General features: G+C 71.1%; 27 protein-coding genes and 7 pseudogenes. 16 read left to right on the top strand and 18 right to left on the bottom strand.

All coding sequences use genetic code 11. The features are described from left to right. The first annotated feature begins 20 nt into the window (after positions 1-20). The gene (locus EES41_RS40985) at positions 21-1,316 is read left to right on the top strand and encodes an XRE family transcriptional regulator (RefSeq protein WP_123074533.1); all 1,296 of its coding nucleotides are present in this window, start codon (positions 21-23) and stop codon (positions 1,314-1,316) included. On the opposite strand, the gene EES41_RS40980 is transcribed toward EES41_RS40985, so the two are convergent. Next, the gene (locus EES41_RS40980) at positions 1,313-2,128 is read right to left on the bottom strand and encodes an alpha/beta hydrolase (protein ID WP_123074535.1); all 816 of its coding nucleotides are present in this window, start codon (positions 2,126-2,128) and stop codon (positions 1,313-1,315) included. The two genes, EES41_RS40985 and EES41_RS40980, sit on opposite strands and share 4 nt — an antisense overlap. 194 nt (positions 2,129-2,322) lie before the next feature. Here EES41_RS40980 and EES41_RS40975 point away from each other — a divergent pair, with 194 nt between their 5' ends. Continuing rightward, positions 2,323-2,895 (top strand): EF-Tu/IF-2/RF-3 family GTPase, encoded by a 573-nt coding sequence (locus tag EES41_RS40975; RefSeq protein ID WP_123083580.1) that lies wholly within the window; start codon positions 2,323-2,325, stop codon positions 2,893-2,895. 6 nt (positions 2,896-2,901) lie between these two features. Here the strand turns inward: EES41_RS40975 and EES41_RS40970 are convergent. Next, positions 2,902-3,790, bottom strand: a protein-coding gene (locus tag EES41_RS40970; RefSeq protein ID WP_123083579.1) for an IS5 family transposase whose coding sequence is annotated in 2 segments (ribosomal slippage) — positions 2,902-3,633 and positions 3,635-3,790 — 888 coding nt in all. Because the reading frame shifts where the segments join, the coding sequence is not laid out codon by codon here. Positions 3,791-3,845: 55 nt separating this feature from the next. Between EES41_RS40970 and EES41_RS40965 the strand changes: the two are divergent. Beyond that, a pseudogene (locus EES41_RS40965) lies at positions 3,846-3,947 on the top strand (transposase); the annotation flags it as partial. Positions 3,948-4,128: 181 nt separating this feature from the next. Next, the gene (locus EES41_RS40960; protein ID WP_008744079.1) at positions 4,129-4,419 is read left to right on the top strand and encodes a DUF4287 domain-containing protein; all 291 of its coding nucleotides are present in this window, start codon (positions 4,129-4,131) and stop codon (positions 4,417-4,419) included. A gap of 335 nt (positions 4,420-4,754) precedes the next feature. Here EES41_RS40960 and EES41_RS43720 read toward each other — a convergent pair. The 9 genes and pseudogenes from EES41_RS43720 to EES41_RS40920 form a co-directional block, all read right to left on the bottom strand. Beyond that, a pseudogene (locus EES41_RS43720) lies at positions 4,755-5,543 on the bottom strand (MFS transporter); the annotation flags it as partial. Positions 5,544-5,614: 71 nt separating this feature from the next. Then, positions 5,615-5,788 (bottom strand): hypothetical protein, encoded by a 174-nt coding sequence (locus EES41_RS43715; protein ID WP_254211975.1) that lies wholly within the window; start codon positions 5,786-5,788, stop codon positions 5,615-5,617. A gap of 14 nt (positions 5,789-5,802) precedes the next feature. After that, positions 5,803-6,344 (bottom strand): annotated as a pseudogene (locus tag EES41_RS40950) (carboxymuconolactone decarboxylase family protein). Positions 6,345-6,671: 327 nt separating this feature from the next. Beyond that, positions 6,672-7,352, bottom strand: a pseudogene (gene rsgA, locus EES41_RS40945) (GTPase RsgA); the annotation flags it as partial. Positions 7,353-7,474: 122 nt separating this feature from the next. Further along, a pseudogene (locus EES41_RS44370) lies at positions 7,475-7,801 on the bottom strand (2OG-Fe(II) oxygenase); the annotation flags it as partial. Between the two features lie 342 nt (positions 7,802-8,143). After that, on the bottom strand, positions 8,144-9,283 hold the full coding sequence (locus tag EES41_RS40935; RefSeq protein WP_164496256.1) for an MFS transporter: 1,140 nt from the start codon (positions 9,281-9,283) through the stop codon (positions 8,144-8,146). Between the two features lie 141 nt (positions 9,284-9,424). Then, on the bottom strand, positions 9,425-9,736 hold the full coding sequence (locus EES41_RS40930; RefSeq protein WP_123083576.1) for a hypothetical protein: 312 nt from the start codon (positions 9,734-9,736) through the stop codon (positions 9,425-9,427). A 130-nt stretch (positions 9,737-9,866) separates the two neighbouring features. After that, positions 9,867-10,523 carry a cupin domain-containing protein gene (locus EES41_RS40925; protein ID WP_123083575.1) on the bottom strand — a complete coding sequence of 219 codons (657 nt, stop codon included), beginning with the start codon at positions 10,521-10,523 and terminating at the stop codon, positions 9,867-9,869. Continuing rightward, on the bottom strand, positions 10,520-11,770 hold the full coding sequence (locus EES41_RS40920; RefSeq protein WP_123083574.1) for a hypothetical protein: 1,251 nt from the start codon (positions 11,768-11,770) through the stop codon (positions 10,520-10,522). The genes EES41_RS40925 and EES41_RS40920 overlap by 4 nt, the downstream gene beginning before the upstream one ends. Positions 11,771-11,842: 72 nt before the next feature. On the opposite strand from EES41_RS40920, the gene EES41_RS40915 reads away from it, so the two are divergent. Next, a complete protein-coding gene (locus EES41_RS40915; protein ID WP_164496255.1) occupies positions 11,843-12,073 on the top strand; it encodes a hypothetical protein in 231 nt (76 codons plus the stop codon). Between the two features lie 31 nt (positions 12,074-12,104). Here the strand turns inward: EES41_RS40915 and EES41_RS44010 are convergent, their stop codons facing one another. After that, positions 12,105-13,205: a hypothetical protein gene (locus EES41_RS44010; RefSeq protein ID WP_123083572.1), complete on the bottom strand. Its 1,101-nt coding sequence runs from the start codon at positions 13,203-13,205 to the stop codon at positions 12,105-12,107. 132 nt (positions 13,206-13,337) lie between these two features. Between EES41_RS44010 and EES41_RS42020 the strand changes: the two genes are divergently transcribed. The 8 genes and pseudogenes from EES41_RS42020 to EES41_RS40875 all read left to right on the top strand — a co-directional run. Continuing rightward, positions 13,338-13,613: a hypothetical protein gene (locus tag EES41_RS42020; protein ID WP_037796772.1), complete on the top strand. Its 276-nt coding sequence runs from the start codon at positions 13,338-13,340 to the stop codon at positions 13,611-13,613. A 287-nt stretch (positions 13,614-13,900) separates the two neighbouring features. Beyond that, entirely contained in the window at positions 13,901-14,395 is a 495-nt protein-coding gene (locus EES41_RS40900) for a carboxymuconolactone decarboxylase family protein (protein WP_123083570.1), read from the top strand. A 34-nt stretch (positions 14,396-14,429) separates the two neighbouring features. Beyond that, complete coding sequence (locus EES41_RS40895) at positions 14,430-15,368, top strand: oxidoreductase (RefSeq protein WP_123083569.1); 939 nt, start codon at positions 14,430-14,432, stop codon at positions 15,366-15,368. 5 nt (positions 15,369-15,373) lie between these two features. Next, positions 15,374-15,625, top strand: a complete 252-nt coding sequence (locus EES41_RS40890; RefSeq protein WP_216827333.1) for a hypothetical protein — start codon at positions 15,374-15,376, stop codon at positions 15,623-15,625. 57 nt (positions 15,626-15,682) lie between these two features. Continuing rightward, positions 15,683-16,438 (top strand): hypothetical protein, encoded by a 756-nt coding sequence (locus tag EES41_RS42015; protein ID WP_164496254.1) that lies wholly within the window; start codon positions 15,683-15,685, stop codon positions 16,436-16,438. Between the two features lie 275 nt (positions 16,439-16,713). After that, entirely contained in the window at positions 16,714-17,478 is a 765-nt protein-coding gene (locus EES41_RS43705; RefSeq protein ID WP_254211974.1) for a multicopper oxidase family protein, read from the top strand. Further along, positions 17,409-17,939 (top strand): multicopper oxidase family protein, encoded by a 531-nt coding sequence (locus EES41_RS43700; protein WP_254211973.1) that lies wholly within the window; start codon positions 17,409-17,411, stop codon positions 17,937-17,939. The genes EES41_RS43705 and EES41_RS43700 overlap by 70 nt, the downstream gene beginning before the upstream one ends. A gap of 154 nt (positions 17,940-18,093) precedes the next feature. Further along, positions 18,094-19,093 (top strand): annotated as a pseudogene (locus EES41_RS40875) (hypothetical protein); the annotation flags it as partial. 85 nt (positions 19,094-19,178) lie between these two features. On the opposite strand, the gene EES41_RS40870 reads toward EES41_RS40875, so the two are convergent. From EES41_RS40870 to EES41_RS40855, 6 genes are all read right to left on the bottom strand, one after another. Further along, a complete protein-coding gene (locus tag EES41_RS40870) occupies positions 19,179-19,547 on the bottom strand; it encodes a hypothetical protein (protein WP_123083567.1) in 369 nt (122 codons plus the stop codon). 80 nt (positions 19,548-19,627) lie between these two features. Continuing rightward, positions 19,628-20,839, bottom strand: coding sequence for a methionine adenosyltransferase (gene metK / locus EES41_RS40865; protein ID WP_123083596.1), 1,212 nt, complete (start codon positions 20,837-20,839; stop codon positions 19,628-19,630). A 91-nt stretch (positions 20,840-20,930) separates the two neighbouring features. Further along, positions 20,931-21,278 (bottom strand): hypothetical protein, encoded by a 348-nt coding sequence (locus EES41_RS43695; RefSeq protein ID WP_254211971.1) that lies wholly within the window; start codon positions 21,276-21,278, stop codon positions 20,931-20,933. Next, entirely contained in the window at positions 21,211-21,708 is a 498-nt protein-coding gene (locus EES41_RS43690) for a hypothetical protein (RefSeq protein WP_254211969.1), read from the bottom strand. The genes EES41_RS43695 and EES41_RS43690 overlap by 68 nt, the downstream gene beginning before the upstream one ends. A 130-nt stretch (positions 21,709-21,838) precedes the next feature. Further along, positions 21,839-22,213 carry a hypothetical protein gene (locus EES41_RS43685; protein ID WP_254211967.1) on the bottom strand — a complete coding sequence of 125 codons (375 nt, stop codon included), beginning with the start codon at positions 22,211-22,213 and terminating at the stop codon, positions 21,839-21,841. Then, complete coding sequence (locus EES41_RS40855) at positions 22,210-22,422, bottom strand: 4-oxalocrotonate tautomerase family protein (protein ID WP_008744129.1); 213 nt, start codon at positions 22,420-22,422, stop codon at positions 22,210-22,212. The genes EES41_RS43685 and EES41_RS40855 overlap by 4 nt, the downstream gene beginning before the upstream one ends. 341 nt (positions 22,423-22,763) lie before the next feature. On the opposite strand from EES41_RS40855, the pseudogene EES41_RS40850 reads away from it, so the two are divergent. The 3 genes and pseudogenes from EES41_RS40850 to EES41_RS40840 all read left to right on the top strand — a co-directional run bounded on the left by EES41_RS40850 (position 22,764) and on the right by EES41_RS40840 (position 25,388). Beyond that, positions 22,764-23,629, top strand: a pseudogene (locus EES41_RS40850) (TauD/TfdA dioxygenase family protein). Then, on the top strand, positions 23,626-24,399 hold the full coding sequence (locus EES41_RS40845; protein ID WP_123083566.1) for an HpcH/HpaI aldolase/citrate lyase family protein: 774 nt from the start codon (positions 23,626-23,628) through the stop codon (positions 24,397-24,399). The pseudogene EES41_RS40850 and the gene EES41_RS40845 overlap by 4 nt, the downstream one beginning before the upstream one ends. A 47-nt stretch (positions 24,400-24,446) precedes the next feature. Beyond that, positions 24,447-25,388 carry a PLP-dependent cysteine synthase family protein gene (locus EES41_RS40840; RefSeq protein ID WP_123083565.1) on the top strand — a complete coding sequence of 314 codons (942 nt, stop codon included), beginning with the start codon at positions 24,447-24,449 and terminating at the stop codon, positions 25,386-25,388. Positions 25,389-25,417 lie beyond the last annotated feature (29 nt).

Below are 25,417 nucleotides of genomic sequence, written 5' to 3'. Positions count from 1 at the left end.
GTCCGCGACCGGGGGTAGCCATGTCCCGACCGGGAAACAGCAAGTTCGCCGATGCTCGTCGGCGCCTGGGCTGGCACAGCCAGAGCGATGTAGCCGACGCCTACGAGACCCACTCGGCGCTGCTGGGCGAACCCGCGACCATCACCGTGCGCCAGGTGCGCCGGTGGGAGTCGGCTGACCCCGGCTGGCCCAAGCGGAAGATGACCCGGCGCGTCCTGGAGTCGATGTTCGGGGTGCCTCTCGCCGAGCTCGGCTTCATTCCTCCCGCCGCGGGGAAGGACTCCGTCGACCAGGAGGAGGAGTCCATGCGCCGACGTTCCTTCCTCGGCGGCTTCGTCGTGGGCGCGGCGCCGCTCCTCAACCCCACCGGCCAAGGCCGGCTCACCGCCGCCCTCGCCAACGCCCGCCGCTACAGCGACCACGCCCTGGTCGGCCATCTGCGCTCCGCGCTGGACGAAGCCGCGCGCAGCGATGGACGCACCGGACCGCGCCAGGCACTGCCCACCGCGCTGGACCTTCTCGCCGTCATCGACGAACTCGCCCGGGGCACCCGCTCGTCCGTCCGCCGCGAGCTACTCATGGTCGGCGCCCGCGCCGCCGAGTTCACCGCGTTCCTCCACCGCGACGCCGGAGCCCCGCCCCAGGTCACCCTGTACTTCCACGACCGGGCCATCGAGTGGGCCAGCATCACGGGCGACGGCCCGATGCACGCGTACGTCCTGCTCCGCAAAGCCCAGGCCACCGATCGCGGAGATGCGGCCCGCATGCTCGACCTCGCCCACGCCGCCGCCCAAGGCTCCTGGAGACTGCCACCGCGCGCCCGCGCCGAAGCCCTCCAGCAAGAAGCACGTGCTCTCGCACTCACCGGCGCCCCGCCCCGGTCCGTCGCCCGCACCCTCGGCCAGGCCCACGAGGCCCTCGCCGCCGCGGACCCCGCCGAGCCGGCGACCTGCACCGGACCGCTGTGCGCCGGATACAGCGAGAACCGGCTCATGGCCCAGAGCGCGATCTGCCACCGCGAAGCCGGACAGCCCCAGCAAGCGGTCACCCTGCTCCGCCAGCACCTGGCGGAGCAAGGTGCGTTCGCCACCCGCGACCGGGCCTTCTTCACCGCCCATCTCGCCGGGGCCCTGGCCGCCGCCGGACAGCCCGATGACGCCGCCGCCACGGGACTGTCCGCACTCCAGCTCGCCGCGGTCCCCGGCTTCGGCCAGGCACTCGGCGAACTACGCCGCACCGCCGGTGAGCTCCGCCCATACGCACGACGGCCCGCCGTCCGCGAACTCCGCCGGGCCCTCACCGCCCTGCCGGTCTAACCGACGAGGAAACCGCAGACCCTCTCGATCACGGCGGCCTGCCACACCTGAGTCTGCGGATCCGCATACAGGGGATCCTCATGCACAGCGAACCCGTGCTGCGCCCCGTCCAGCTCCATCAGCTCGGCCGGTCCCCCGAACACCGGGAGGTAGCGGCGGGAGGACTCCACCGGCACGAACGTGTCCCTCGTCCCGTGTACGAGCAGGGCCGGCGCCCGCACCTGGCGCAGATAGACATCCGGGTCGAGGTAGAACACCTCGTTGTGAAGAGCCCGGCCCAGCTCCCACGGGGACTTCTCCGTGTAACCACGCTCGTCCAGGTCCCGGGCAGCGGACGCAGTGATGTAGTCGGCGTCGAAGTACGGGCGGCTGGTGACGTACCGATCCCGATAGTCCAGACGCGGATTGAGCAGCACCAGACGGCCGACGTCCTGTGGCCGGTAGGCCGCGTGGAGCGCTGCGGCCCCTCCGGAGAACGAGGCTGCGATCACATGCACCGGCCGGTCCACACCTGCCTCGGCACGCAGATGATCACTCGCGGCCCGGATGTCGTTGGCGACTCCCGCGATCGTCACCTCCTCGGCCCGGCCACCGCTCGCGCCGTGCGCGCGCAGGTCGAACCGGAGGCACCGCACACCCTCACGGGCGAGCCCAGCGGCGAGCCGGGTGAAGAACCCGCCCTCCTGCCGAGTCACCCCGGCACCGTGCACGAGGACGGCCACACCAGCCGTCATCCGTTCCGGCACCGTCACCGTCCCCTTTAGCGCGGTGCCGTCCAACGACCTGAACGCGACGTTCAACTCAGAGGTCATGGACAAATCGTAGAGACCACGTTCGCCGGGGACGAGCGCGCTGAAAAAATCCGCGGTTGCTCGTGGTCGAGCCGCTGCTCGGTAGGCCTAGGGCCTGTCCGATGGGACGCAGCACCGATCGGGCACAGGGTGGGCAGTGATCGCTGTTAACCTCGGCAGTTCGTTGATCGCTGGTCGTTGGGAAGGGAGCCCAGATGGAAGCACCGGGCAGGCCGTTCCTGATGCATATCGGAGATCTCTTCTGGCAGAACCAGGGCAGGGTGGTCATGCTGGCCGGCCTGATCGAGCGCGGGCGGGTTCGTAAGGGTGATGCGGTGGAGATCGTCGGTTTCGGTAGGACCGCGCTCGTCGCCGTCGAAGAGATCGAAGCTTCTCGGCGGTATGTCGACGAGGCGAGTGCAGGCATGAACGTGGGCCTGTTGATTCGTGGGGCGGCAGTCGGCGCGGTGGAGCGGGGGCAGGTGCTGGCGGCACCTGGCTCAATCAGCGGACACGCCCGTTTTGCCGCGGACATCACGCTCTTGTCCGAGGAACACGGTGGTACTGAAGTGCGCACTGGTGAGCGACTCCACTTCCACTTCGGCACTGCCGCTGTAGCGGGAGACGTGACGCTTACCGGGGAATTGGATGTCTTGAATCCGCTCCACCGGGGCGACGTGACGATCACGCTTGAACGGCCTGCCGCCTTGGAGGAAGGACAGTCCTTTGCTTTTCGGCACCGCGGACGGGCTGCTGGCTCAGGGCATGTGATGCGCCTTCTCGACTGAGCCTCGTCAACGAAGCCAGAGCCGAATCGTTGCGGCAGTGACCGTGCCATGGAAGACATAGACGCGCTTGTCGAAGCGTGTCGCCACGGCGCGTGATCCCTTGAGGCCATTAATCGTTCGTTCTACCTCGTTCCTGCGGACGTACTTGACCCGGTCGAAGCCGGCAGGTCTCCCTCCCCTGCTGCCACGCTTCTGTCGATGGTCTCGCTGATCGCGGCGCTCGGGAATGGTGTGCTTGATCTGTCGGCGACGCAGGTAACGGCGGTTGCGGCGGGAGCTGTACGCCTTGTCCCCGCTCAGGTGGTCGGGTCGAGTGCGAGGATGGCCGCCGGCCGGACGCGGTACGCGAATGCGCTCCAGTACAGGGATCAACTGGGGCCCGTCGCCAGCCTGACCGGGTGTGACCAAAATGGCCAGCGGCCGCCGACCGCCTTCGCCTGCCAAGTGGATCTTCGTGGTCAGCCCTCCTCGGGAACGGCCCAGCCCCTCGTCGCCCCGATGATGGGCAGGCCGGGCCCGTCTGCCCGGAATCCGTGGAGGCCCCTTGCGGGCGCCCGCCGCGTGTTGATGTGCACGGCACACCGTCGAATCCACGCCCACCATGGACCAGTCGACGCGGCCATCGGCATCAGCCTCGGTCAAGACGGCCTGAAGTATCCCGTCCCACGTGCCGTCCGCTGACCAGCGGCGGTGTCTGTCATGCACGGTCTTCCAGCTCCCAAAACGCTCAGGCAAATCCCCGCCAGGGGATGCCCGTCCGTTGCCGGAAGAAGATGCCGTCGATGATCACGCGATGACTCTTCCACCGCCCGCCCCGCCCTGTGTTCTTCGGTAAGTGCGGCTCCAGCCGAGCCCACTCCAGGTCTGTCAGATCGCCTCCCCGCCCCGGGGACAGAACGATCCGGGAACGCGCCCGTCACCTGACCCACCGGACACGGCCTGAGAGCACATACCCGGCGATCGTCCGGTTGTGGGAGAACGCCTGGGCTGAGTTCGTCCCGTTCCTGCAGTTCGACGCCGAGATCCGCCGGATCGTCTGCACGACCAACGCCCTGGCTGTTCGAGGTGCCGCGAGGCCGGTCGGGCCGGTTGGGGTTCGGGGCGGGAGAGCAATTTGGGAAGATGCGGAAGGGGGCGCGGTGGGGCAGGGTGGTTGCGGCAGGGCCCGGGGTGCGGACTGTGCTCCAGCACGGGTGAGCCGATGACGAGCCATCACGGAGCGGGAGAGAGCACATGTCTTTTCAGGCTTATCTGGACACCATCGAGAGCAAGACCGGTCTGACGCCGCGGGAGTTCATCGCGCTGGCGAAGGAGCGGGGGTTCGACGGGCCCGCGACGAAGGCGGGGCCGGTTCTGGAGTGGCTCAAGCAGGACTACGGTCTGGGGCGCGGGCACGGGATGGCGCTGGTGCACGTGTTCAAGAACGGGGCGAAGATCGACTCGAAGCACGTCGGAACGACCGGGTCGCACCGGGACGAGTCGGACACCCTGTGGCTGGACGGGAAGAGCAGCCGGCCTGCCTGAGATGAGAGTGAGAAGAGCCCCGCCCTGGTTTCGGGCGGGGCTTCTTTCGTTACTTCGTGAGGGTCAGGGAGTTCTGGTTCAGGGCCGGGGCCGGGAGCGGTGGGGTGCGCAGGGCCAGGAGGACCGCCGGGAGGGTGAGGAGGACCGAGACCATCACGCCGCCGACGAAACAGCCGGAGGCGCCGTGGTCGCCGAGGTAGGTGGCCAGCGGCGGGGCGATGCCGCCGAGTACGGCCGAGGTGACCGCGTTGGGGAGGCCGAGGCCCGAGGGCGCCGTGTTCCGCCGGGAAGAGTTCCGAGAGGATGCCGGGGAGCGTGGTCGTCGCGCACACGAGGTACACGGTTCCGCTGAGGTAGGTGAGCAGCAGGCTCGTGAAGGTGCCCTCGATGGTGAGGAACGTGTACGAGCCGGTGATCGCGAAGAGGACGCTCGCGCCGAGCAGGAAGCGCCGGGGGCCGACCTTGTCGGCGAGGAGGCCGATGGGGACGTTGACCACCATGAGGATGGAGGTGGCGCAGACAACCACCCAGAACATCAGGCCCGGGGCGGCGATGCGCTGGCCCGTGGCGGGGATGACGGAGGTCCACGTACCGCCGACGGTGGCCATGCCGGAGATGAACAGGACGGACAGCAGTACCTGGCGCCGGTAGGTGACGAGGACCTCGCGCAGCGAGCCGCGGGAGGCGCGGGTGCTGGCCTCGCGCTGGAAGACCTCGGTCTCGGCGAGCTGGCGGCGCAGGACGGGGAGGATGACGCCGAAGAGGCCGCCGACGAGGAACGGGATGCGCCAGCCCCAGGAGGCCATGGCGTCGGCGCCGAGGGCGCCGGTCAGGGAGCCGCCGAGGAGGGAGGCGGTGAACGCGCCGGCGCAGGTGGTGACGGAGAAGAGGCTGCCGTAGAGGGACTTGCGCTTTTTCGGGGCGATTTCCATGAGGTAGGACGGCTGCCGCGGGCCATTCGCCGCCGGAGGAGATGCCCTGGGCCGGGGCGGGCGAAGGAGCGGGATCAGCGGGGCGAGGATGCCGATCTGGTCGTAGGTCGGGGTGACGCCGATGAGGAACGATCCGGCGGTCATCAGGGCGATGGCGATCATCAGTGCGGGGCGGCGGCCGCGCCGGTCGGCGAGGCGTCCGAGGAGGATGCCGCCGAGGGGGCGCACCAGGACGCCGATGCCGAGGACGGTGAGCGCGCCGATCAGGGAGGTGACCGGGTTGCTGGAGGGGAAGAAGCGGGCGGCCAGGGGTGCTGGGCGAAGAGTCCGTAGCCCAGCCAGTCGAAGGACTCGACGAAGTTGCCGACGACGGTGGCGGTGACCGCGCGGCGGTGGGCCTGGCGGGGGGTGCGGGTCTTGGGGGACGTGGAGGACATGGTCGGGGTGCCTCTCAGACCGCGCGGGCGTAGCCGTGGGTGGTGATGCGGCGGCCCGCTTCCTCGTAGTAGCCGGGCTCGGTGGGCAGGCTGGTGGCGAGGCCGCTGACGTAGCGGTTGTACATGCAGAACGCCGCGGCGATGAGCACGGTGTCGTGGATGTGGTCGTCGGTGGCACCTTCGGCGCGGGCCGCCGCGATGGTCTCGTCGGCGACGGGGCGCGCCGCGGCCTGGACCTCGGCCGCGATGCGCAGGAGCGCGCGCGCAGCAGCGGGGACAGGGGCGCCGTGTCGGCGTCCTGCTGGACGGCCTTGACGAGGTCGGGCCCGCCGTCGAGCTGGGCGGCGGCGGCCGCGCCGTGGGTGTCGGAGCAGAAGCGGGTGCGATTGAGCTCGGGGACGTACGTAGCGATCAGCTCGCGTTCGCCGCGCGGCAGCGGGGAGGGGCCGCGCAGCAGCGCGTCGGCGATGGCGTTCAGCGGGGCGGCCGACTCGGGGTGGTCGGTCATCAGGCCTCTGATGCCGGGCAGGTCGCCGGCAATCGTGATGTGCGGCACCGGGTTGTTCCTTCGCTGGGTGGAGGTGGTATTCGGTGCCATCGTTGGTGGGGTGGAGTGGTGCGGCCAACTCCTTTCGTGCGGTGTTGCGTTCAGCCGCGACGGGGGCGGCGGGCCTGCTTGCTGACGGCTTTCCACTGGCGGCGGATGTCGGCCATGGCGGTGGGGTCCTCGCGGCGCTCGCGGTAGGCGATCTCGCCTTGGAGTTTGCGCCAGTTGACGAGGCGGGCGTGGGGGAGGTCGCCGGTGTGGACGGCTTCTTCGACGGCGGCAGCCGCCGTCGCCGTCGTGGCCGCAGTCGCCGTACTGGCACAGCTGGGCGAAGGCGGCGAGGTCGGCGAAGACGTCGTCCACGGCGCCGCGGCTCGCGGCCACTTCCAGGGAGCGGATGCCGGGGATGTCGAGGAGGACTCCGCCGGAGGCGAGGAGGTGCAGGCGGCGGGTCGTGGTGGTGTGGCGGCCGCCGGCGCGGCCGACGGCGGTGACCGCCTCGTCGGTGCCTTCGAGGGCGTTGAGGAGTGAGGTCTTGCCGGCGCCGGAGGGGCCGAGCATCACGGTGGTGGTGCCGGGGCCGAGCCAGGTGCGCAGGGTGTCCAGGCCCTGGCCGGTCAGGACGCTGACGGGGAGGACGGGGACGCCGGGGCTGAGGAGTTCGGCGGCGGCGGTGTCGTCTGCGCCTTCGTCGTGGGTGCGGTCGGCTTTGGAGAGGACGAGGACGGGCTGGGCGCCGCTCTCCCAGCCCATGACGGAGAGCCGTTCGACCATTCTGGCGTTGAGGCCGGAGTCGAGCGGGACGACCATCAGGACGGTGTCGATGTTGGCGGCCATCACCTGGGGTCCGCTGCCGGCGGCGCCGGCCCGGGTGAGAACGGCGCGGCGGGGGGCGACGGCGTGGACGCGGCCGTCGGCGCCGAGTTCGACCCAGTCGCCGGCGACGGGGGTGGCGGGCAGGTGGGGCGCGGTGGTCGCGGAGTGGTGGACGAGGCGGCCGTCGGCGCCGGCGAGCATGACCTCGCAGATCGAGCCATGGTTGACGATCACGCGGGCGGGGGCGCCGTGCCCGTTCCGGTCGGCTTCGTCCGTGGGAGCTCCAACCGAGGCGTTCGAGGCCGGCCTGGGGGGTGAGCGTGTCAGTCATGGGTGTTTCCCTCGGTGATGAAGCCGGTCCAGGTGCGGCGCGGCCGGTCGCCCGCGGCGGGGTCGACGCGTTGGACGGAGTGCATGGTGCGGGCGCGGAAGACGACGAGGCGGTTGGGGCGGGGCAGGATCAGCGTGGGGTGGACCGGGGTGTGGAGGAGGGCGGCGCCGTGGGCGGCCTCGTCGCGGGACTCCTCGTCGATGAGGGCGAGGCCGCCGCCCCAGCTCGCGTCCCAGGTCTGGTGGGCGAAGTAGACGTAGGCGCCGATGCGGCCGGCGCCGGCGTCGTTGTGCCAGTTCAGCCGGGAGCCGGCGGGGTAGGTCCAGGCGCTGAGGGTGAGGGGCGAGGCCGTCGTCGCCGGTTCGGGCGCCGAGGACGTCCAGGTGCGCGGTGATCTGTTCCTTGACGGCGCGCTGGCAGCGCGGGGCGTCGGGGGCGGCGGTGAGGGGTTGTTTGTCCTCGCCGCCGCGGTAGGCGAAGCCGTCGTGGACGGGGTCGATGGTGGAGAGGACCGGCTTGGGGCGCAGGGCGGCGAAGGCGGCGGTGGTCTCCTCGAAGTCCGCCGGGGGCAGCAGGTCGTCGATGACGACGAATCGGTCGCCGCGGGAGTGGACGTGGGCGCGGGGGCCGCTGGCGGGCGCGTCGAGGACGGTGTCGAGGTTCATGCGGTCGCCTTCCTGCCGCGGCCGGCGAGGCGGGCGGCGGGGATGCCGAGGAGCACGAGGAGGAGGGAGAGCCCGAGGAAGACCACGTCGTAGTGGGCGGTGAAGAGGGCTCCGAGCAGCATGCCGATGGGGACGCCGATGGCGTTGACGAAGTTGTCGATGGAGCCGAGGCGCGAGAGGTAGCGCTCGGGGATCTCGCTCTGGTAGGCGGTGTCCCAGACGATGCCGCAAGCGGCGGTGGTCAGCGCGGACACCGCGAACGAGATCCCGATGACGGCCGTCGACAGGTGGTCGCGCATGGTCAGGGCGGTGAACTGCAGGACGGCGCCGAGGGCGACGACGACCGCGGCGGCCTTCCAGGGGTGCTGTTTCGCCGCCGAGATCACGGTGACGGATCCGAGCAGGGAGCCGACGGCGAGGCAGGTCGCGAGGACGGACCAGGCGCCGGGGCCGCCGAGGGATTCGACGGCGATGACGGGGCCGGCGACGGCGGTCAGCCCGATGCCGAGGGAGACGACGAACCACAGGGCCATGCCGACGCCGAACCAGGGGTACTGGGCCATGATCGCGAAGCCGGCGCGGAAGCGGGTGTCCCGGGACCTGGCGTCCTCGTCCCCGGCGTCCTCCGGGTCCTGGGGGGCGGCGGCCCGGGTCGGCGAGGCCGGGGGGGTGTGGATGCGGGCGGAGCGCAGCAACAGGGCGAGGTTGACGGCGAAGGAGGCGACGTCGATCCACAGGACCCAGCTGAAGCCGACGGTGCTCATCAGTACGCCGGCCAGGACGGGCCCGAGGAGGAAGGCGACGTCGGCGACGAGGGACAGGAGGCCGTTGGCGTCCTGCAGCCGCTCCTCGGGGACGAGTTCGGGTGTCAGGCCGATCTGGGCCGGGTTGTACAGGGCGGTGCCGACGCCGTAGAGGGCCGCGGACAGGCACAGGTGCCAGCTCTGTACGGGCAGCAGTCCGGCGAACAGCAGGGCCAGGGCGCCCTGGGCGACGATGCGCAGGACGTCCGCGCCGATCATGACCTTGATGCGGTCGTACCGGTCGGCGACGCGGCCGCCGGAGGCGACCATGAGGAACCGGGCGCCCCACAGGGAGAGCAGGACCCAGGTGATGCCCGAGGCGGAGCCGGACACCTGGTAGGCGGCCAGGGGCGAAGGCGACGGGGACCGCCGCGTCGCCGATCTTGGAGACCACGTTGCCCGCGAAGAACGTCGCGAAGCGCCGTTCCCGCAGGATCTCGGTCTTGTCCTTGAGCCGCATGGTGCTGGTCACGGTCACCCTTCGCAGATGAGGAAGTCGTTGCGCGCGCCGAAGCGGACCGGGGCGTGCAGGTCCGGGGCGGGCAGGTCGCTCTGGGCGACGAGGTCGGGCCAGCTGAGGGCGCCGCCGCCCGGGAGGAGGGAGACGGTGGCGGCCGGGCGCCCGTCGAGGCGGAAGCGGCGGCCCATGGTGATGACGACGAGGTGGTCGTCCGCGGTACGGACCTTCGGCGGGAAGCGGCTCGCCCAGCGGATCCGGGTGGAGTCGCCGACCTCGCCGGTCAGGGCGCTGCGCAGGGAGGCGCCGGCGCGGCGGTCGGGCCGCATGGCCAGTCGGGTGGCGAGCCACTCGCGGTCGGGGGCGGGGGCGCTGGTGCCGAGGAGTTCCTGGGCGGCGAGGGCCTCTTCGCGCAGGTCGGCGAAGGGCTCGTAGCCGATGGTGAGGTGGACCGTGAGCTCAGCCGGTGCCGGACACGCGGTGGGCGGTGTCGCGGGGTACGGAGAGGCAGGTGCCGGGCTCCAGGACGTGGTCCAGGCTGCCGGGGGCCGGGTCGCGGGAGCGGGCGCCGACGCGGGAATCGACCTGCCAGTGCTTGCGGCCCAGCAGTTGCAGGATCAGCGCGTCGTGGTCGTCCGAGTGGACGTCGAAGGCGGAGGTGTCGCCCGCGGTGATGTAGCAGTTGACCCAGGCGCGGGCGTGCAGCTGGTACTCGATGGCCTCGCACAGGAGCATCACGTGCTCGTCGAGGGCTTCGAGGTGGCTGATGACGAGGGTGGCGCCGCGCTCGATGGCGCTGTGCAGGTACGCGGGGACGAGCGCGGTGTGCAGGACCTCGCCGTCGCCGACGCGCGAGCGCATCCAGCGGCTGCGGTCGACCTGGCGGCCCGACTCGACGAGGCGGAAGTTGGTGGCGAGGGCCCCGGGGCGGGCGAGCGCGGACCAGACTCCGGCCAGCAGGGTCTCGGCGGGGGCGTCCGCCTGGCCGGCCGGTGAGTTCGCCGGCCCTGCGGGCGCCTCGTACAGGCGCACCCCGGAGGCCGGGGGGAGGGTGCCTGGCTCGCCGAGGGCGGTCAGCAGGCGCTGCGCGTAGGCGTAGGCGTCGAAGCCGGTCATGGCGCCGTCACCGCCCCCAGGGCGTGGAGCTTGCGGGCGAGCGTGGTGCGGGAGGCGTCGTCGAGGCCGTCCGGGAGCGCTTCGCCGAGTTCGGCGAGGGTGAACGGCCTCTCGGAGTGGGTGGCCCGCTCGACGGCGGTGAAGTCGAGGCCCTCGGGGACGGGCAGGGAGCGGCCGCGTACGAGGAGGGCCGGGCCGGAGCCGGTGCGGGTCGCGGCGACGACGCCGGGGTGGGCCCAGCGCAGCGGGGCTCCGTCGGCGGGGTCGTCGCCGGGCAGGGCCGCTGAGTGCGGGCGGCTCAGGTAGCCGGTGGTGCGCAGCCTGAGCTGGCCGAGGGTGAGTTCGTCGCGGACGCGGTCGGCGAGCGGGGCGTCGCAGCCGGCCGGCTGCTCGAAGAGGGCGTGGGCGCGGTCGGCGATCTCCTGGCCGGTGGGGTAGGCGGCGGGGGCGGGTCCGTTGCCCGCGGGGGCCGAGCGCCACAGTGCCTCGGTGATGAGGGGGCGGCTCTTCACCGGGTAGAGGGTGAGGCCGAGGAAAGCGGAGGGGCCGAGGTTGCGGAACACGTGGTACGTGTCCTTCGGTATGCACAGGAAATCGCCCGGCTGGAGCAGGTGGTGCTCGGCTGACGCGAGGTGCGGCTCGATGTCGAAGGTGATGTGCCCGAAGGACGGGCTCGGGGTGATCCCGGAGGCGTCGAAGGGGTTCTCCTGCCAGACCCATACTTCCTTGGGCGCGGGGCCGAGGTGGAAGATGAGCGAGGGTTCCGAGTCCTTGTGGATTCCGAACGGTGTCCAGCCGGAGTCGGCGACGAACGTGTACACATCGGTGCCGGAGGGGAGTTCGTGGATTCCCTCGGAGACGATTTCCCGTACGAGGGCGGCGACCCATTCGGCGAGCGGCAGGCTCCAGGAGGAGATGTCGTTGACGGCCAGGCACGCCTCGCGGCTGTCGGCGGTGCGGGCGCGCCAGGCGACGGCGCTCTCGTCCGGGGCGAGGGGTGAGTCGATGAACCGCTTGGTGAGCATGTAGTCGAAGGCGCCGGGCCGGAAAGCGCGCAGCCGCAGGTCGCCGGGGGCGCTGTGGGTGGCGGTGCGCAGGCTGTCGTCGATCAGCCGGCTGACGTGGCCGGGGTCGGTGACGAGCGCGGACAGGAAGGACGTGCCGGTGAAGTCCGGGGCCTGCGCGGCCGCGAACGCCTTCCACTTCTGTATGTCGATGGTCGTCGTCCGACTGGTCTGACTGCTCATCAAGGTCACCGATCCGGGAAATTCAGGGTAAATAGGCCTACGCGGCCGGTGTCTTTTCGGACGACCGGCCGCGTGACGAAGCTGGCCTCACGGGTGGCCGACGTCCTGGCGCGGGCCGAACTCGGCCTCGAAGTCGAAGTTGTCGAGTCTTCGAGGACGGTCTCCATGACCAGGTTCTTCTCGTTCTCCATGATGACCATTCCTTTGCGTGAGAGGTGCGCTGAGAGAAATTCAGCGGTGTTACCGAAGGGGGGCTTCAGCAAGACCTTCGAGCAGCTTTCGCTGCTTTCCGGTTCGTTCTGAAATCGATCTTGGCATGCCTGTCAGCCGGTTGTCATGCCTTTCTGCTGGCATGGAATTCCCCTGGCATTTTCGTGTCACGCGGGGCGGTCACAGCAGACCGCGCTGGGCGGCCTGGAGTCCGAGCTGGAAGCGGCTGTGCGCGCCGAAGCGCTCCGACAGGCCGGAGATCGTGCGGCGTTCGGCTGCGCGGGGAGATGCCGAGCTTGCGGGCGACCGCCTCGTCGGTGAGGCCGTCGGCCAGGAAGCGCAGCAGGGCGCGCTCCTGGGCCGAGTAGTCCGCGGCTTCCCCGGCCTCGTTCGCCGCCGCGGCGGGCGACGTGCCCTCGTCCCAGAGGTCGGAGAACGGGGCGTGCAGGCCGACCAGGGCACTGGGCTCCCGGATGAGGACCGCGCCCTGCCGGGTGGTGTGCGCGGACGTCGACAGGAGGGCGCTCTCCCCGTCGGCGATGCTCATGTGCAGGGGCAGCGAGGGCACGGTGCGGATCTCGGCTCCCGCCTGCGCCAGCCTGCGCATCGCGCGGCGGCGTTCGGGGGAGCCGGCCGTGCTGTCGAGGTGGAGCACCCGGACGCGGACGCCTTGGGCGATCCGGTCCTCGTACAGGGGGACGTCGAGCTCCCACGCGGCGTTCTCGCCGGTGCCGGTCGGGGCGAAGACGCGTAGGTCGGCGGCGGCGTGCAGGGTGAGGTGCTCCAGGCAGCGGCGGACCGCGTCGGGTCCGGTGAAGCGTTCCACCGCGCCGGTGGCGCTCTCCCTGCCCTGCGCGGTGTAGTCGGCGAGCAGGTCGGCGACCGCCGCGCGGGTGGCGTCCACTTCGAGCTGGGTGCGGCGCAGTTCCTCCTCGCGCCGGGCGAGGAGCGCCGCGAGGCCGGTCTGGGGCGGGACCGGGCGCAAGGTGGTGGGGCCGCGGGTGCCGTCGGAGCCGGCGTCGTCGTCGTCGGAGCCGGCGTCGGGCTCGGTGTCTGCCGCCGCGCGCAGCAGTGCGAGGTCCGCGAGCCGGTCCAGGGCGGTCAGGACGTCCGCTCTGGCCGCGCCCAGCGCCTCGGCGAGGGCGTCCACGCCCCAGGAGGGGTGTTCCAGCATGAGCCGGTAGACGGACTCCGTCCCGGCGTCCAGTCCCAGTACGCGCAGCATCAGTGTTCCCCCGAAGTGTCGTGCGAAGTGGTCGTGCTCCGGAAAGCCGCCGGGGTCACATCCGTGCCGTGGCACGGATGTGACGGCGCCGCGCCCTGGGGTCCGGCGGCCCGGCTACGGCATAGTCGGTGTGTGCACCTCGTCTCCTTCACCCTCACCAAGCCGCGCGGCGCTCCGGACGTGCCCGCGGACGCGTTGCTGCGTGCGCTGTGGGAGGCCTGCGGGAGCGACGACGGCGTGGAGCACCTGCGGGTGCACCCCGCGCGCTCCGGAGCGCGGGGGGTGGCCTTCCTGATCGCCCCGGACGCGGCGAGCGCGGTGGCCCGCTGCCGCGCCGTGTGCCGGCGGGCGCTGGCCCGCTCCGCCGAATTGCCCGGGTGGGAACTGGCGGGCCCCGGAGCGCCCTGAGCACCCTCGGAGATGCCTGCGACGCTTCGGTCAGCTGCCGAAGTCTCGCCGTCGGGCGAGGTGTCTCTTGCCACGCCCCCATTCTTGGAATAGTGGGCGGCCCGGCGCTTCTTCTCGAATGCGGAACTCGCCTCCGACCGAGCGCATTCGACAGCGCAATCTGGAAGTTGGCCGGTCCGTGCGGGCGTGTGGACGATGTGCGCAACCGTCAGCCCCGTCGACAGCCAAGGACGTCCACGTGCCGCGAGATCGAGATCAACAACGACCTTCCCGGTATCAGCGGCCTGATGGCCCAGCGCCCGGACACGGGGGCGGTGCTCTCTCAGCTGGCGGAGACCCTGCTGCGCAGCGGTGAGTCGCCGCTGACCCGCGGTGAGCGGGAGCTGATCGCCGCGTACGTCTCGGAGCTCAACTGCACCCGGTTCTGCTCCGCTTCGCACAGCGCCTTCGCGGCGGCCCAGCTGGACGGCGGCAAGGACCTGGTCGCGGCGGTCCTCGCCGACCCGGCGTCCGCGCCGGTCAGCCCGCTGCTGAAGACGCTGCTGGCGGTGGCTGCCGAGGTGCAGGCCGCGGCGCGCCCGGTCTCCGACGAGGCGATCGCGGCGGCCCGCGCCGCCGGGGCCGGTGACGCCGAGATCCACGACACGGTGCTGATCGCGGCCGCGTTCGCGATGTTCAACCGCTATGTGAACGGCCTGGCCACCGAGGTGCCCTCGGACCCGGCGTTCTACGACTTCGCCGCCGACCTGATCGTCAACCACGGGTACGGCGCCGCCGCCTGACGCCCGTCGTCCGTCCGACCAAGGAGGGTGTGACGTGGTGTGGTCCACGGCAGATGTACCCGATCAACGCGGCAGGACCGTGCTGATCACCGGCGCTTCCGGCGGTCTCGGCCTGGAAACGGCCCGGGTGCTCGCGGCCCGCGGAGCGCGGGTCGTCCTCGCCTGCCGCGACATCGAGCGCGGGATCGCGGCCGCGGCCCGCATCGGCGGCCTCGCGGAAGTGGTCCGGCTCGATCTGGCATCGCTGGCCTCCGTACGGGAGACGGCCGCGCAGGTACACAGCCGCGTTGACCGGCTGGACCTACTCGTGAACAACGCAGGCGTGATGTTCCCTCCGTACGCGCATACGCGGGACGGCTTCGAAGCGCATCTCGGCGTCAACCACCTCGGGCACTTTGCCCTGACCGGCCTGCTGTTGGGTCTCATGCGCGAGGTCCCCGGCTCGCGTGTGGTGACCGTGTCGAGCCTGGCGCACCGGCTGGCGCTGCGCGGGGCGCGACCGGAGGAGTCACACGCGACGGCGGGACATCGATCGGTCGTGGCGTACGGCCGCTCCAAGCTCGCGAATCTGATGTTCGCCCAGGAGTTGCAGCGTCGGCTGGCCGATTCCGGGGCAGAGACCGTCTCGGTGGCCGCGCACCCCGGCCTGTCCCCCACCGGTCTGTGGCACCGCGGCGCGCCGCCCTGGCTGAGGCCAGTGAGCTTGGCCGCCCTGCGGTGGCTGGCGCAGGACCCGGCCGGAGCGGCGCTTCCCTCACTGCGGGCCGCCACGGATCCGCTCGTCGACGGTGGCTCCTACCTCGGCCCGGTGGGGCTGGCGGAATGTAGTGGCGGGGCAGTGCCCGCGCGCTCCAGTCGGTCCGCGCGCGACGAGGTCGAGCAGATCCGGCTGTGGCAGCTTTCACAGGAGCTGACCGGGGTGCGTTTCGCATGGGGTGCCTCGCGGCGGCCTGCAGTGAAGGCGGTCCGGTGAGCTCGGTGACGGATGGATCGGGCATCGCGGCTGGGGTGGGGGTGGCGACCGACACCGACGGCGGGCGCTTTCGCACCGCCGCCGCGTGGGCATGGCTCTGGCGGAGCTTCGACATGTCGCTGCCGGACGTGGGCGGTGCCGCGTGGCAGACCGACGTCGCGACAGACTCGTCACCCGGTCCGCAGGCGAGGGACGCGGACGTGGCCAGGGCCGAGTCCGAGGGGTACACGCGTTACCTCGCGTACGGACCCTGGTAGGAATCCGGCCTCGCCGGTACGAGTGATCGGCGCGGCCACGACGGCACGGGAGACAACTTGTACATCGACGGCACGACTTCATCTTCGGGGCTTGCCCGGCTGATCGCGGGCCGGCTGGCCATGCCGCATGCCGACCTCGCCGAACCGGTTCCGGGGCTGTGTGCCCTGCTGGCAGCCAGGCCGTCGTCCGGGCTGGGCCTGAGCGAGCTCACCGAGCGACTGCTGCGGGGCGACTCCGCGCTCGGTGAGGACGAGCGGGAGCTGATAGCCGCCTACGTGGCGTACCTCGGCCAGGCTCCGCTCCGTGCGGGCGGGCGTCCCGGCACCGGCGTCGGCGCGCGCGTTGGTGACCGGATGCGCGCACTGTTGCCGATCGCGCGCAAGGTCCATGCCGACCCCCTGACCGTGACGACGCAGGACGTCGCCGACGCCCGGGCCGCGGGTGTGGACGACACTGCGATCCACGACACGGTGCTGATCAGCAGCGGTCATGTGCATGTTCCGCCGTTATGGGGAGGCACTCGGCGCCCTGCCGCCGCACGGAGCCACACCAGTACGTGCCGACGGGCAGGTTCCTCGCGACACAGGGTTGTCTGCTCCCGGCGGGCGGTTGACCACCTCAAGTCCGCACGAACGAAGAAACCGTGCAGGAGTGTTCGATGTCAAGATCGGCATTTGGAGATCTCCTCGGCCGGGGCCGGCTGCAGGATCGGTGACGGCCCTCATTCCCTTCCCCTTCCTGAACACGCGTTCCCCGGGCGACGGACGATCCTGGGCCACCGGCTCATGCCGACGGAGGGGAACACATGCTGAACAGACGACGCCTGCTGGCAGTGGGCGGTATTGCGACCGGTAGTGCGCTGCTGTGGCAGACGCGGGCTCTGACACGGGCCGAGGCGAGTGACGCGGTCCCGCCGTCCGGACAGGGACACTCCGCCCATCACGGCCATGCGGCGGGTGCGCTACCAGAGCCGACCGCGGGTACCGGTCCGCCGCCGGCCGTCACGCCGTTCTCCATGCGGCTCCCCATACCCCCAGTACTCAGGCCGGTGTCCACGCGCGGCGACGCCGATGTCTACGAGCTCCCGATGAAGCCCGCGAAGACCGAGATCTTCCCCGGGCACCCTGCCTCCGTACTGACGTTCGGCGGCCAATTCATCGGCCCCACCATCCGCGCCAAGGCCGGCCGTACGGTCAAGGTCAAATACATCAACCAGCTCGACCGAGCAGCAACGGTGCACCTGCACGGAGGGCATGTTCCGCCGGGCAGCGACGGCTACCCGATGGACCTGATCGATCCCGGCAAGTCCCGTCTCTTCGAGTACCCGAACCGGCAGCTGGGTTCGACGCTCTGGTACCACGACCACACCTGTTCCAAGGAAGCCGAGCACGTGTACCGCGGTCTGGCCGGGTTCTACCTGATCGAGGGGCCGGACGAGAGGGAGCTCGGTCTCCCCAATGGCGCGTACGACGTACCGATCATGATCCGTGACGGCCGCTTCGACGAGAACGGCGCCATGATCTTCGAGCCCAGTCCCATGCCCACCATGCTGCACGCCAACGGCCGGATCCAGCCCTACTTCCAGGTCGACGCGCGCAAGTACCGCTTCCGAATCCTGAACGCAACGCTGCACCGGATCATCGAGCTGGACCTGGGCGGGCAGGAGATGGTGCAGATCGCCTCGGACGTAGGACTGCTACCCGCGCCACTGTCCCGTACCAAAGTCATGGTCGTGCCCGGCGAGCGAGTCGAGATCACGTGTTGGACTTCTCACAGCAGAGCGTGGGGAGCAAGCTGGTCCTCACCGACGTCTACTCGGGCGCCAGCGAGCCGATCCTGCGCTTCGACGTGACGCGCCAGAGCAAGGACGCCAGCACCGTGCCGGCCCAGTTGCGCGCCCTCCCGGCGCTCCCGGAGGCGACGAACGTCCGAGACATGAAGCTCTCGTTCTCGCCCTCGGGCGAGGAGTTCGCGATCAACGACAAGACGTTCGACCCGAACCGCATCGACACCCAGATCAAGGAGGGCACCACCGAGATCTGGCGTATCACAAACGCGGATCCGGCGGAGACCCCCTTCGGCCCCGTCAACCACACCTTCCACATGCATCTCGTGCCCTTCCGGGTGCTGGACCGCGACGGCAAGCCGCCGCTGCCAGGTGAGAACGGCCTCAAAGACACGGTGCTGGTGCGGCCCGGCGAGACCGTCCGGGTCCAGGCCACCTTCAGCGGCTACCGCGGGCGCTACATGTACCACTGCCACCTCCAAGAGCACAGTGACATCGGCATGATGGCGCAGATGGAGATCGTCTAGTCGGCTCTCCGGTGACGGGCCGGGCGAATGCCCGGCCCGTCACCCACCCGTGCCTCTTCTTCTGGTGTGCTGAGTACGGTGCGAGCCGGTGTGGCCGCGCCGGAACCGCCCTAGCGTGGATCACCACAGCACTCCTCGGTGAAAGGCCTCCCGAATGACGCAGGTTGACCAGAGACCGGCCCAGGCGCCCAGCACGGTCGGCCCAGTCCGCGATCTCGGACTCATACCCGCGCGCCGCGCGTCGTTCTTCTTCAACGGCCACGCGCCGCGCCACCGGGCGCTGGTGCTTCTGGTCGGCGCCCTGTTCGGGTTCGCGCTGACCGTCGTGTGGTCGGCGCAGTTCGTCGACAAGACCATCGGCGACAACATCGCGGACACGCTGCTGGGGCACACGGCCAAGGGCGCTCCCATCGGTGGGGCCCTCGCCGGGGTCGCCTTCGCGCTCGCCACGGGTATCGCGGGCACCTTCACCGCGTGCAACATCGCCGTCTTCAGCGCGCTCGCACCGCTGGCCGGCGCGTCGGCCACCCGGCGCGGCCGGATGGCCGCCGCGCTGCGGCCGCTCGGCTTCCTGGCGGCCGGGGCCATCACGGTCTCGGCGCTGTACGGCGTCCTCGTCGCCCCGGTGGGCACCGGTATGCCGCAGTTCCAGGCGACCAGCGGTCCGGGCTTCGCGCCGCGCCGGTCGTGCAGGCGATGGTGGTGTACGGGGTGCTCGGCGTCGTCATGCTGTACCTCGGCCTGGCCTCGCTCGGCGCGGGGTCCGTGACCCGCTGGCCCGGCTGAGCGCGCGGTACCCGAACGCCCCGATGGTGCTGATGGGCGCGATGATCGGCGCGTTCCTGATCGGCCGCCCGTTCGCGCTGTTCCGCCAGCTGTTCATCGACGCGGCGAAGAGCCACAAGGTGCTGTACGGCGCGGCAGTGTTCAGCCTGCAGACCCTCGGCAACCTCGTCATCGTGGCGGTCCTGTTCCTGCTGGTCACTGCGGCCTTGCTGGGCGACCGGCTGCACCGCTGGATGACCGCGAAGCCGAGCCGGGCGTCGGCCGTGATGGCCGCCGCGTTCATCGCCGCGGGCGTGTTCATGATCCTTTACTGGGACGTGCGGATGCTCGCCCGCCGCGACCTGATCTGGTACCCGCTGGCGCCCTGGAGCGGCCAGGTGACCCCCGCAGGGGGGACAAGCGAAGGGGCCCGGACCCGCGCGAGCCGCGGTGCCGGGCCCTTGTCGTGGGCGATCAGGCAGGGGGGCCGGCGATGGCAGCGACGAGTTCGCCCGCCGCGTCCACCACGTCGAGGGCGGTCAGTTCGGGCTCGTCCAGCACCGGAACCAGGTCACCGAGGACGTGGGCGAACCGGCCGCCGTTGTCCTCGATCATCGTCAGGGAGCCCTCCCACAGGGCGGCCCGGATGCGGCCCGCAGTGAGCATTCCGTCCGCCGCGGTGGCGGTGATCAGCATGTCGGCGACGCGTCGCTCCAGAGGGGTGGGGAACCAGACCCCGGCGCGGAGGTCGGCCACGAGCTCCTGGACGCGGTGGCGAGCCCGGTCGGTCGCGACGGGCTCCAGGAAGAGGGTGGGTGCGGGCTGGACTGCGGTGATGGACAAAGGGGTTCCTCGGGTGGTGTGGGAGGGACGGGGGGGCCGGGGTGGCTTCCTGGCGCCGGGCCGAGCCGGCCCGGCGGCCCCTAGGAAAGGCCGGCGGCCGTGCGCAGGGCGGCGGCGCGGTCGGTGCGCTCCCAGGTGAAGTCGGCGAGTTCGCGGCCGAAGTGGCCGTAGGCGGCGGTCTGGGCGTAGATCGGGCGCAGCAGGTCCAGGTCGCGGATGATCGCGGCCGGGCGGAGGTCGAAGACCTGGCCGATGGCGTCCTCGATCTTCTGGACCTCGACCTTGGCGGTGCCGAAGGTCTCGACGAACAGGCCCACCGGCTCGGCCTTGCCGATCGCGTAGGCGACCTGGACCTCGCAGCGCGAGGCGAGACCGGCGGCGACCACGTTCTTGGCGACCCAGCGCATCGCGTAGGCGGCCGAGCGGTCCACCTTGGACGGGTCCTTGCCGGAGAAAGCGCCGCCACCGTGACGGGCCATGCCGCCGTAGGTGTCGATGATGATCTTGCGGCCGGTCAGACCCGCGTCGCCCATCGGGCCGCCGATCTCGAAACGCCCGGTCGGGTTGACGAGGAGGCGGTAGCCCTCGGTCTCCAGCTTGATGCCGTCCTCGACCAGCTGCGCCAGGACGTGCTCCACGACGAACTCACGGATGTCCGGAGCCAGCAGCGAGTCCAGATCGATGTCCGCCGCGTGCTGCGAGGACACGACGACCGTGTCGAGACGGACGGCCTTGTCACCGTCGTACTCGATGGTGACCTGCGTCTTGCCGTCGGGCCGCAGGTACGGGATCGTCCCGTTCTTGCGGACCTCGGACAGCCGGCGCGCGAGCCGGTGCGCGATGTGGATGGGCAGCGGCATCAGCTCGGGGGTCTCGTCGCACGCGTACCCGAACATCAGGCCCTGGTCGCCCGCGCCCTGCTTGTCGAGCTCGTCCTCATCGCCCTCGACCCGGGTCTCGTAGGCGGTGTCGACACCCTGCGCGATGTCCGGGGACTGCGCGCCGATGGACACCGACACGCCGCACGAGGCGCCGTCGAAGCCCTTCTTCGAGGAGTCGTAACCGATCTCCAGGATCTTGTCACGGACGAGCTGCGCGATCGGCGCGTACGCCGTCGTCGTCACCTCCCCCGAGATGTGCACGAGACCGGTCGTGATGAGGGTCTCCACGGCCACGCGAGAGGTCGGGTCCTCGGTGAGGAGCGCGTCGAGGATCGTGTCGCTGATCTGGTCAGCGATCTTGTCGGGGTGACCCTCGGTCACAGACTCGGAGGTGAAGAGTCGTTTCGTCATGTGGCGCATGTGATCTGCGGCTCCCCGTGGCTCGCAAGCTGACTTGGCCGAGTCGCCGTGATGCCCCCTGGCCGGTCCGCTCTTGGGCAGGTCAGGAGGCACCGCTCAGCAGCCCCTCGGCCTCGAAGCGACCAGCCTGGAGCTCCCGTGCCCGTAGCAGGGAGCGGTACAGCAGGATCGCGGCGAGGCCGGCGGTCCCGTACAGCAGGCTCATGCCGAGGGCGGGGACGAAGGCGCCGACGGTCACGCACAGGGCCGCGATGAGCAGTCCGGCGCGGGCGTTGAGGGCGTAGGCGGCCATGTACTTCGTACGGGCCTGGGCGGGCACCAGGTCGGCCAGCAGGGTCTGGCGGACGGGGATGCTGGCGATCTCACCGAGGGTCAGCAGCACGGCGGCGCCGATCAGCACCCAGGCGTCGTTGCTGACGGCCCAGACCATGTAGCCGGCGGTGAACGCGGCGATCCCGGCGTAGAGCCGGGTCCGCTCGGACGCCCGGCCGAGGAGGCTCTTCGCTGCCAGGACCAGGGGCCACCACGAGGGCGGCGTTGACGGCGCGCAGGATGCCGAGGATCGCGACGCCGTCGACCGCCGGCGCCCAGGAGCCGATGGTGGCGAGGGTCTGGCGCGGGAACTCGTCGGCGAGACGCACCGCGATGTAGTAGCCGATCTGCATCTCGACGGCGGCGATCAGGGCGGCCGCGGTCAGCTGCCGCAGGAAGAGCCGGTCGCGGCCGACCGCGAGGTAGCCGCGCAGCATCGCACGGGGGCCGGTCGCGACGTCCTTGCCGGTGGCGGGCGCGGTCTCGCTGATCCAGCGCCAGATCACGAGGGTGGTCAGCGCGCAGGCCGCGGCCGCGCCGGTGAGCAACTGCGTGAGAGTGCCCGTCGTAGAGAAGAAGCCGCCGATCAGGGCGCCGACGGTGAAGGCGACGTTGATCGACCAGTAGTTGATCGTGTAGACGAGAGGGCGGCTCTCGGGGAATGGAGAACGTCGACCATCATCGCGTCGGCGGCGGGGGTGGCCAGCTGCGCGGCGCAGGTGTTGGCGAGGAAGAGCAGGAACGTCGCCACGCCGGAGGACCACCAGGGGCGAGTTGGCGAGCGCGAGCAGCGCGAAGCAGACGGTCGCATCCGAGCTCACCGGCCACGAGCAGGGGCCGTCGCCCGTACACGTCGGCGAGGTGGCCGCCGATGAAGTTGCTCGCGATGCCTGCGGCGGCCACGGCGAGGGTCAGGGCGCCGGCCGTCGCCGCTCCGTAGAGCGCCGCCAGGTGGATGATCAGCAGGGGCATCAGCATGACGGAGAGCAGGCGCTGGACGAATCCGACGCAGATCCGCAGCCGGATGTTGGGGTGCAGGTCTCGGAAGTTCACTGCGAGCTCCGGGGGCCGGCCGGGCCGCGGTCGTCGGCGAGCCGGCCGCCCTTGCCCCAGTGGCCGAGCTCGACGTCCCGGACGATCACCGTGACGGACTCCCGCGGACAGCCGGACACGCGCGTGACGACGTCGGTGATGCCTGCCACCAGATCGCCGCGCGCGGCGCGGTCGTTGCCCTTCCACCAGTTGACGGTGATCACCGGCATATCGGCTTTCCTTTTCTCGGCGGGGCAGATTCCGGAGAATTTCCGGGAGGGCGGCAGAGTGATTCCAGGTATACCGAGGGGAACATGCCGGAGCTCTTTGGCCAAGAATCTCCGGTGTCGCGGGACCACTTGGCCAAGTTGCTCAAGTCGCGGCGCCTCGCGATGGCCTGTTGCCCCGTCAACCACCCCGTGGTTTGCTCGGTGCCGTCCTGTCCGGCCGGTCCCGTCCGTCCTGCTGGATCGTTTCTCCCGTGGCCGGGATTCGCGCTTTCAGCTCGTGGGGGGCACTGTGCGCCGGCCCGGGAGACACAAGCACTCCTGGCGATCTCGGAAGGAAACCGGTGTCCACGTTCGACATACGAAAGATCGGCGGCCGAATCGGCGCGGAGGTGACGGGCGTCGACCTTTCCGCCGGACTTTCGGATTCTGTTTTCGGGCAGATCAACGAGGCATTCCTTGAGCACAAGGTGCTCTTCTTCCGGAATCAGGACATCACCGACGAGCAGCAGCTCGCATTCGCCGGGCGGTTCGGTCCGCTCACGCGGAAACACCCGATGATGCGTGCCGTCGACACGGCTGCGCCGCACGTGCTCGCCGTGGACGGCGAGGACCAGCGCGCTCGATCACTAGCACACCGACATCAGCTTCACCACCGCCCCTTCGCTCGGTACGACGCTGCGCTCCGTGGTGCTCCCGCCGTACGGCGGCTGACACCCTAGTGGCCAACGCCGCCGCGGGGTACCGGGACCTGCCGGCCGAGCTGCGGAAGATCGCCGACCGGCTGTGGGCGGTGCACACCAACCACGCCGAGCAGCCGCGGCTGGGCACCGAGCGCGGTGACAAGGTCCGCGAGGCCTTCCTGTCCCGCCGGTTCGAGACCGCCCACCCCGTGGTGCGGGTGCACCCCGAGTCGGGGGAGCCGAGCCTGTTCCTGGGCGGCTTCGCCCAGTGGCTGGTGGGCATGGAGGTCCGCGAGTCCCGCCCGATCATCGACGTCCTGCAGTCGTACGTGCGCCGGCCGGAGAACACCGCGCGCTGGACCTGGCGCCCGGGAGACGTGCTGGTCTTCGACAACCGCAGCACGCAGCACTACGCCGTCAACGACTACGGCACCCACAAGCGGGTGCTGCACCGCGTCTCCGTCAACGGCGAGGTGCCCGTCGGCCTCGACGGGCGGCCGAGCTACGCCCTCAAGGAGGGCGAGTGAGCGCCCCCGGCCCGGCCGGCTTCGCCCGGCGGCTGCGCGGGCGCGAGCGGCTCGTCGGCTACTGGATCGCCTGTGACAACCCGGCCGGCACCGAACGCGTCGCCGGCCTCGGCTACGACTACATCGGCGTGGACGGGCAGCACGGCGTGATGCACCAGCCCGGCTGGCAGGCGGCCATGCTCGCGATCGACTCCCGGCGGCGGTCCGCCGGGATCATCCGCGTGCCGTCGGCCGACCCGGTCGCCATCGGGGTCGCGCTCGACACCGGGGCGCGCGGGGTCATCGTCCCGATGGTCGACACCGCCGAGCAGGCCCGCACGGCCGTACGGGCCTGCCGCCACCATCCGGCCGGGACCCGCAGCCTCGCCGGGCCGGTCCGCGCCGAGCTGCGGCTGGGCTCGGTGCCGGCCGACATCGACGACGAGATCGCCTGCGTCGTGATGATCGAGACGGCCGCCGCCCTGGAGAACCTCGACGCCATCTGTGCCACACCCGGTCTCGACGCCGTCTACGTCGGCCCGGCGGACCTGTCCGCCGCGCTCGGCGCCCGCTACTTCGGGGACCCCGCCGCGGCGGACGCCCTCGAAGCGGCACTGCGGCGCGTCACGGACACGGCGCGCGCGGCCACGATCGCCTGCGGCATCCACTGCCTGGACGGGGAGAGCGCCGCCAAGCGGCTGACGGAGGGCTTCACCTTCGCCACCGTCTCCAGTGACATCACCCACCTTCAGCAGGTCGCGGCGGCACACCTGGCCGCTGCCGCCGCCTGACCGGCCATGACACTTCTTGGGGGAGCAGTGACGACGCAGACCGAGCCGTGGTCCGCCACGGCGGCCGGCAGAGCGCGCCCGCCCGGTCGCTGGACGACCTGGTGGGCAACACCCCGCTGCTGGAGGTCGGCCTGCCGGGGCTGGCGGCCTCGGTGCGGCTGCTGGCCAAGCTGGAGATGTTCAACCCGCTGTTCAGCGTCAAGGACCGGGCCGCGCTCGCGATGCTGCGCGACGCCGAGGAGCGGGGGCTGCTGCCCCTGTCCGGCGGCACCGTCATCGAGTGCTCCTCCGGCAGCACCGGGATCTCGCTCGCGGCGCTGTGCGTCCGGCGCGGCCACCGCTGCGTCATCGTCATGCCCGACAACGCCACCGAGGAGCGCCGCCTCATCCTGGCGGCGCTGGGGGCCGAGGTGGTCCTCGTACCGCACCGGGACGGGCTGATGGCCGCCTGGGCGCACGCGGAGGAACTCCAGCGGGCCACATCCGGCTCGTGGGTGCCGCACCAGGACCGCAATCCGGCCAACGCGCGCGCCCACTACGACGGCACCGGCCCGGAGATCTGGGCCGCCACCGCGGGCGCGGTCGACGTGCTCGTGTGCGGGGTCGGCACCGGCGGCACCCTCAGCGGTACCGCCCGCTACCTCAAGGAACGCCGGGACGTGCACGTCGTCGCCGTCGAACCGGCGCGCTCCGCCGTCCTGTCCGGCGGCGAGGCGGGCCCGCACGGCATCCCGGGCATCGGGGCCGGCTACGTCTCGGACATCACCGACCTCACCCTCGTCGACGAGGTCGTCGCCGTGCCGGACGAGGCCGCGGCCACCACCGCCCGCGAGATCACCCGGGCCACCGGTCTGCCGGTCGGCGTCTCCTCGGGGGCCGCCGCCTGGGCCGCCCGCAGCGTCACGGCGGATCCACGCTGGGCGGGTGCGACGGTGGTCACGGTCTTCCCCGACAGCGGGGAGCGCTACCTGTCCATGGCACGCGGCTGACCCGTCGTCTCCTCACGGAAAGACAGGCA

It is taken from the genome of Streptomyces sp. ADI95-16 (assembly GCF_003721495.1).
Classification (GTDB): Bacteria; Actinomycetota; Actinomycetes; order Streptomycetales; family Streptomycetaceae; genus Streptomyces; species Streptomyces goshikiensis.
Note: the sequence above shows the minus strand (reverse complement) of the source record. Positions and strands in the feature narration are given on the sequence as shown.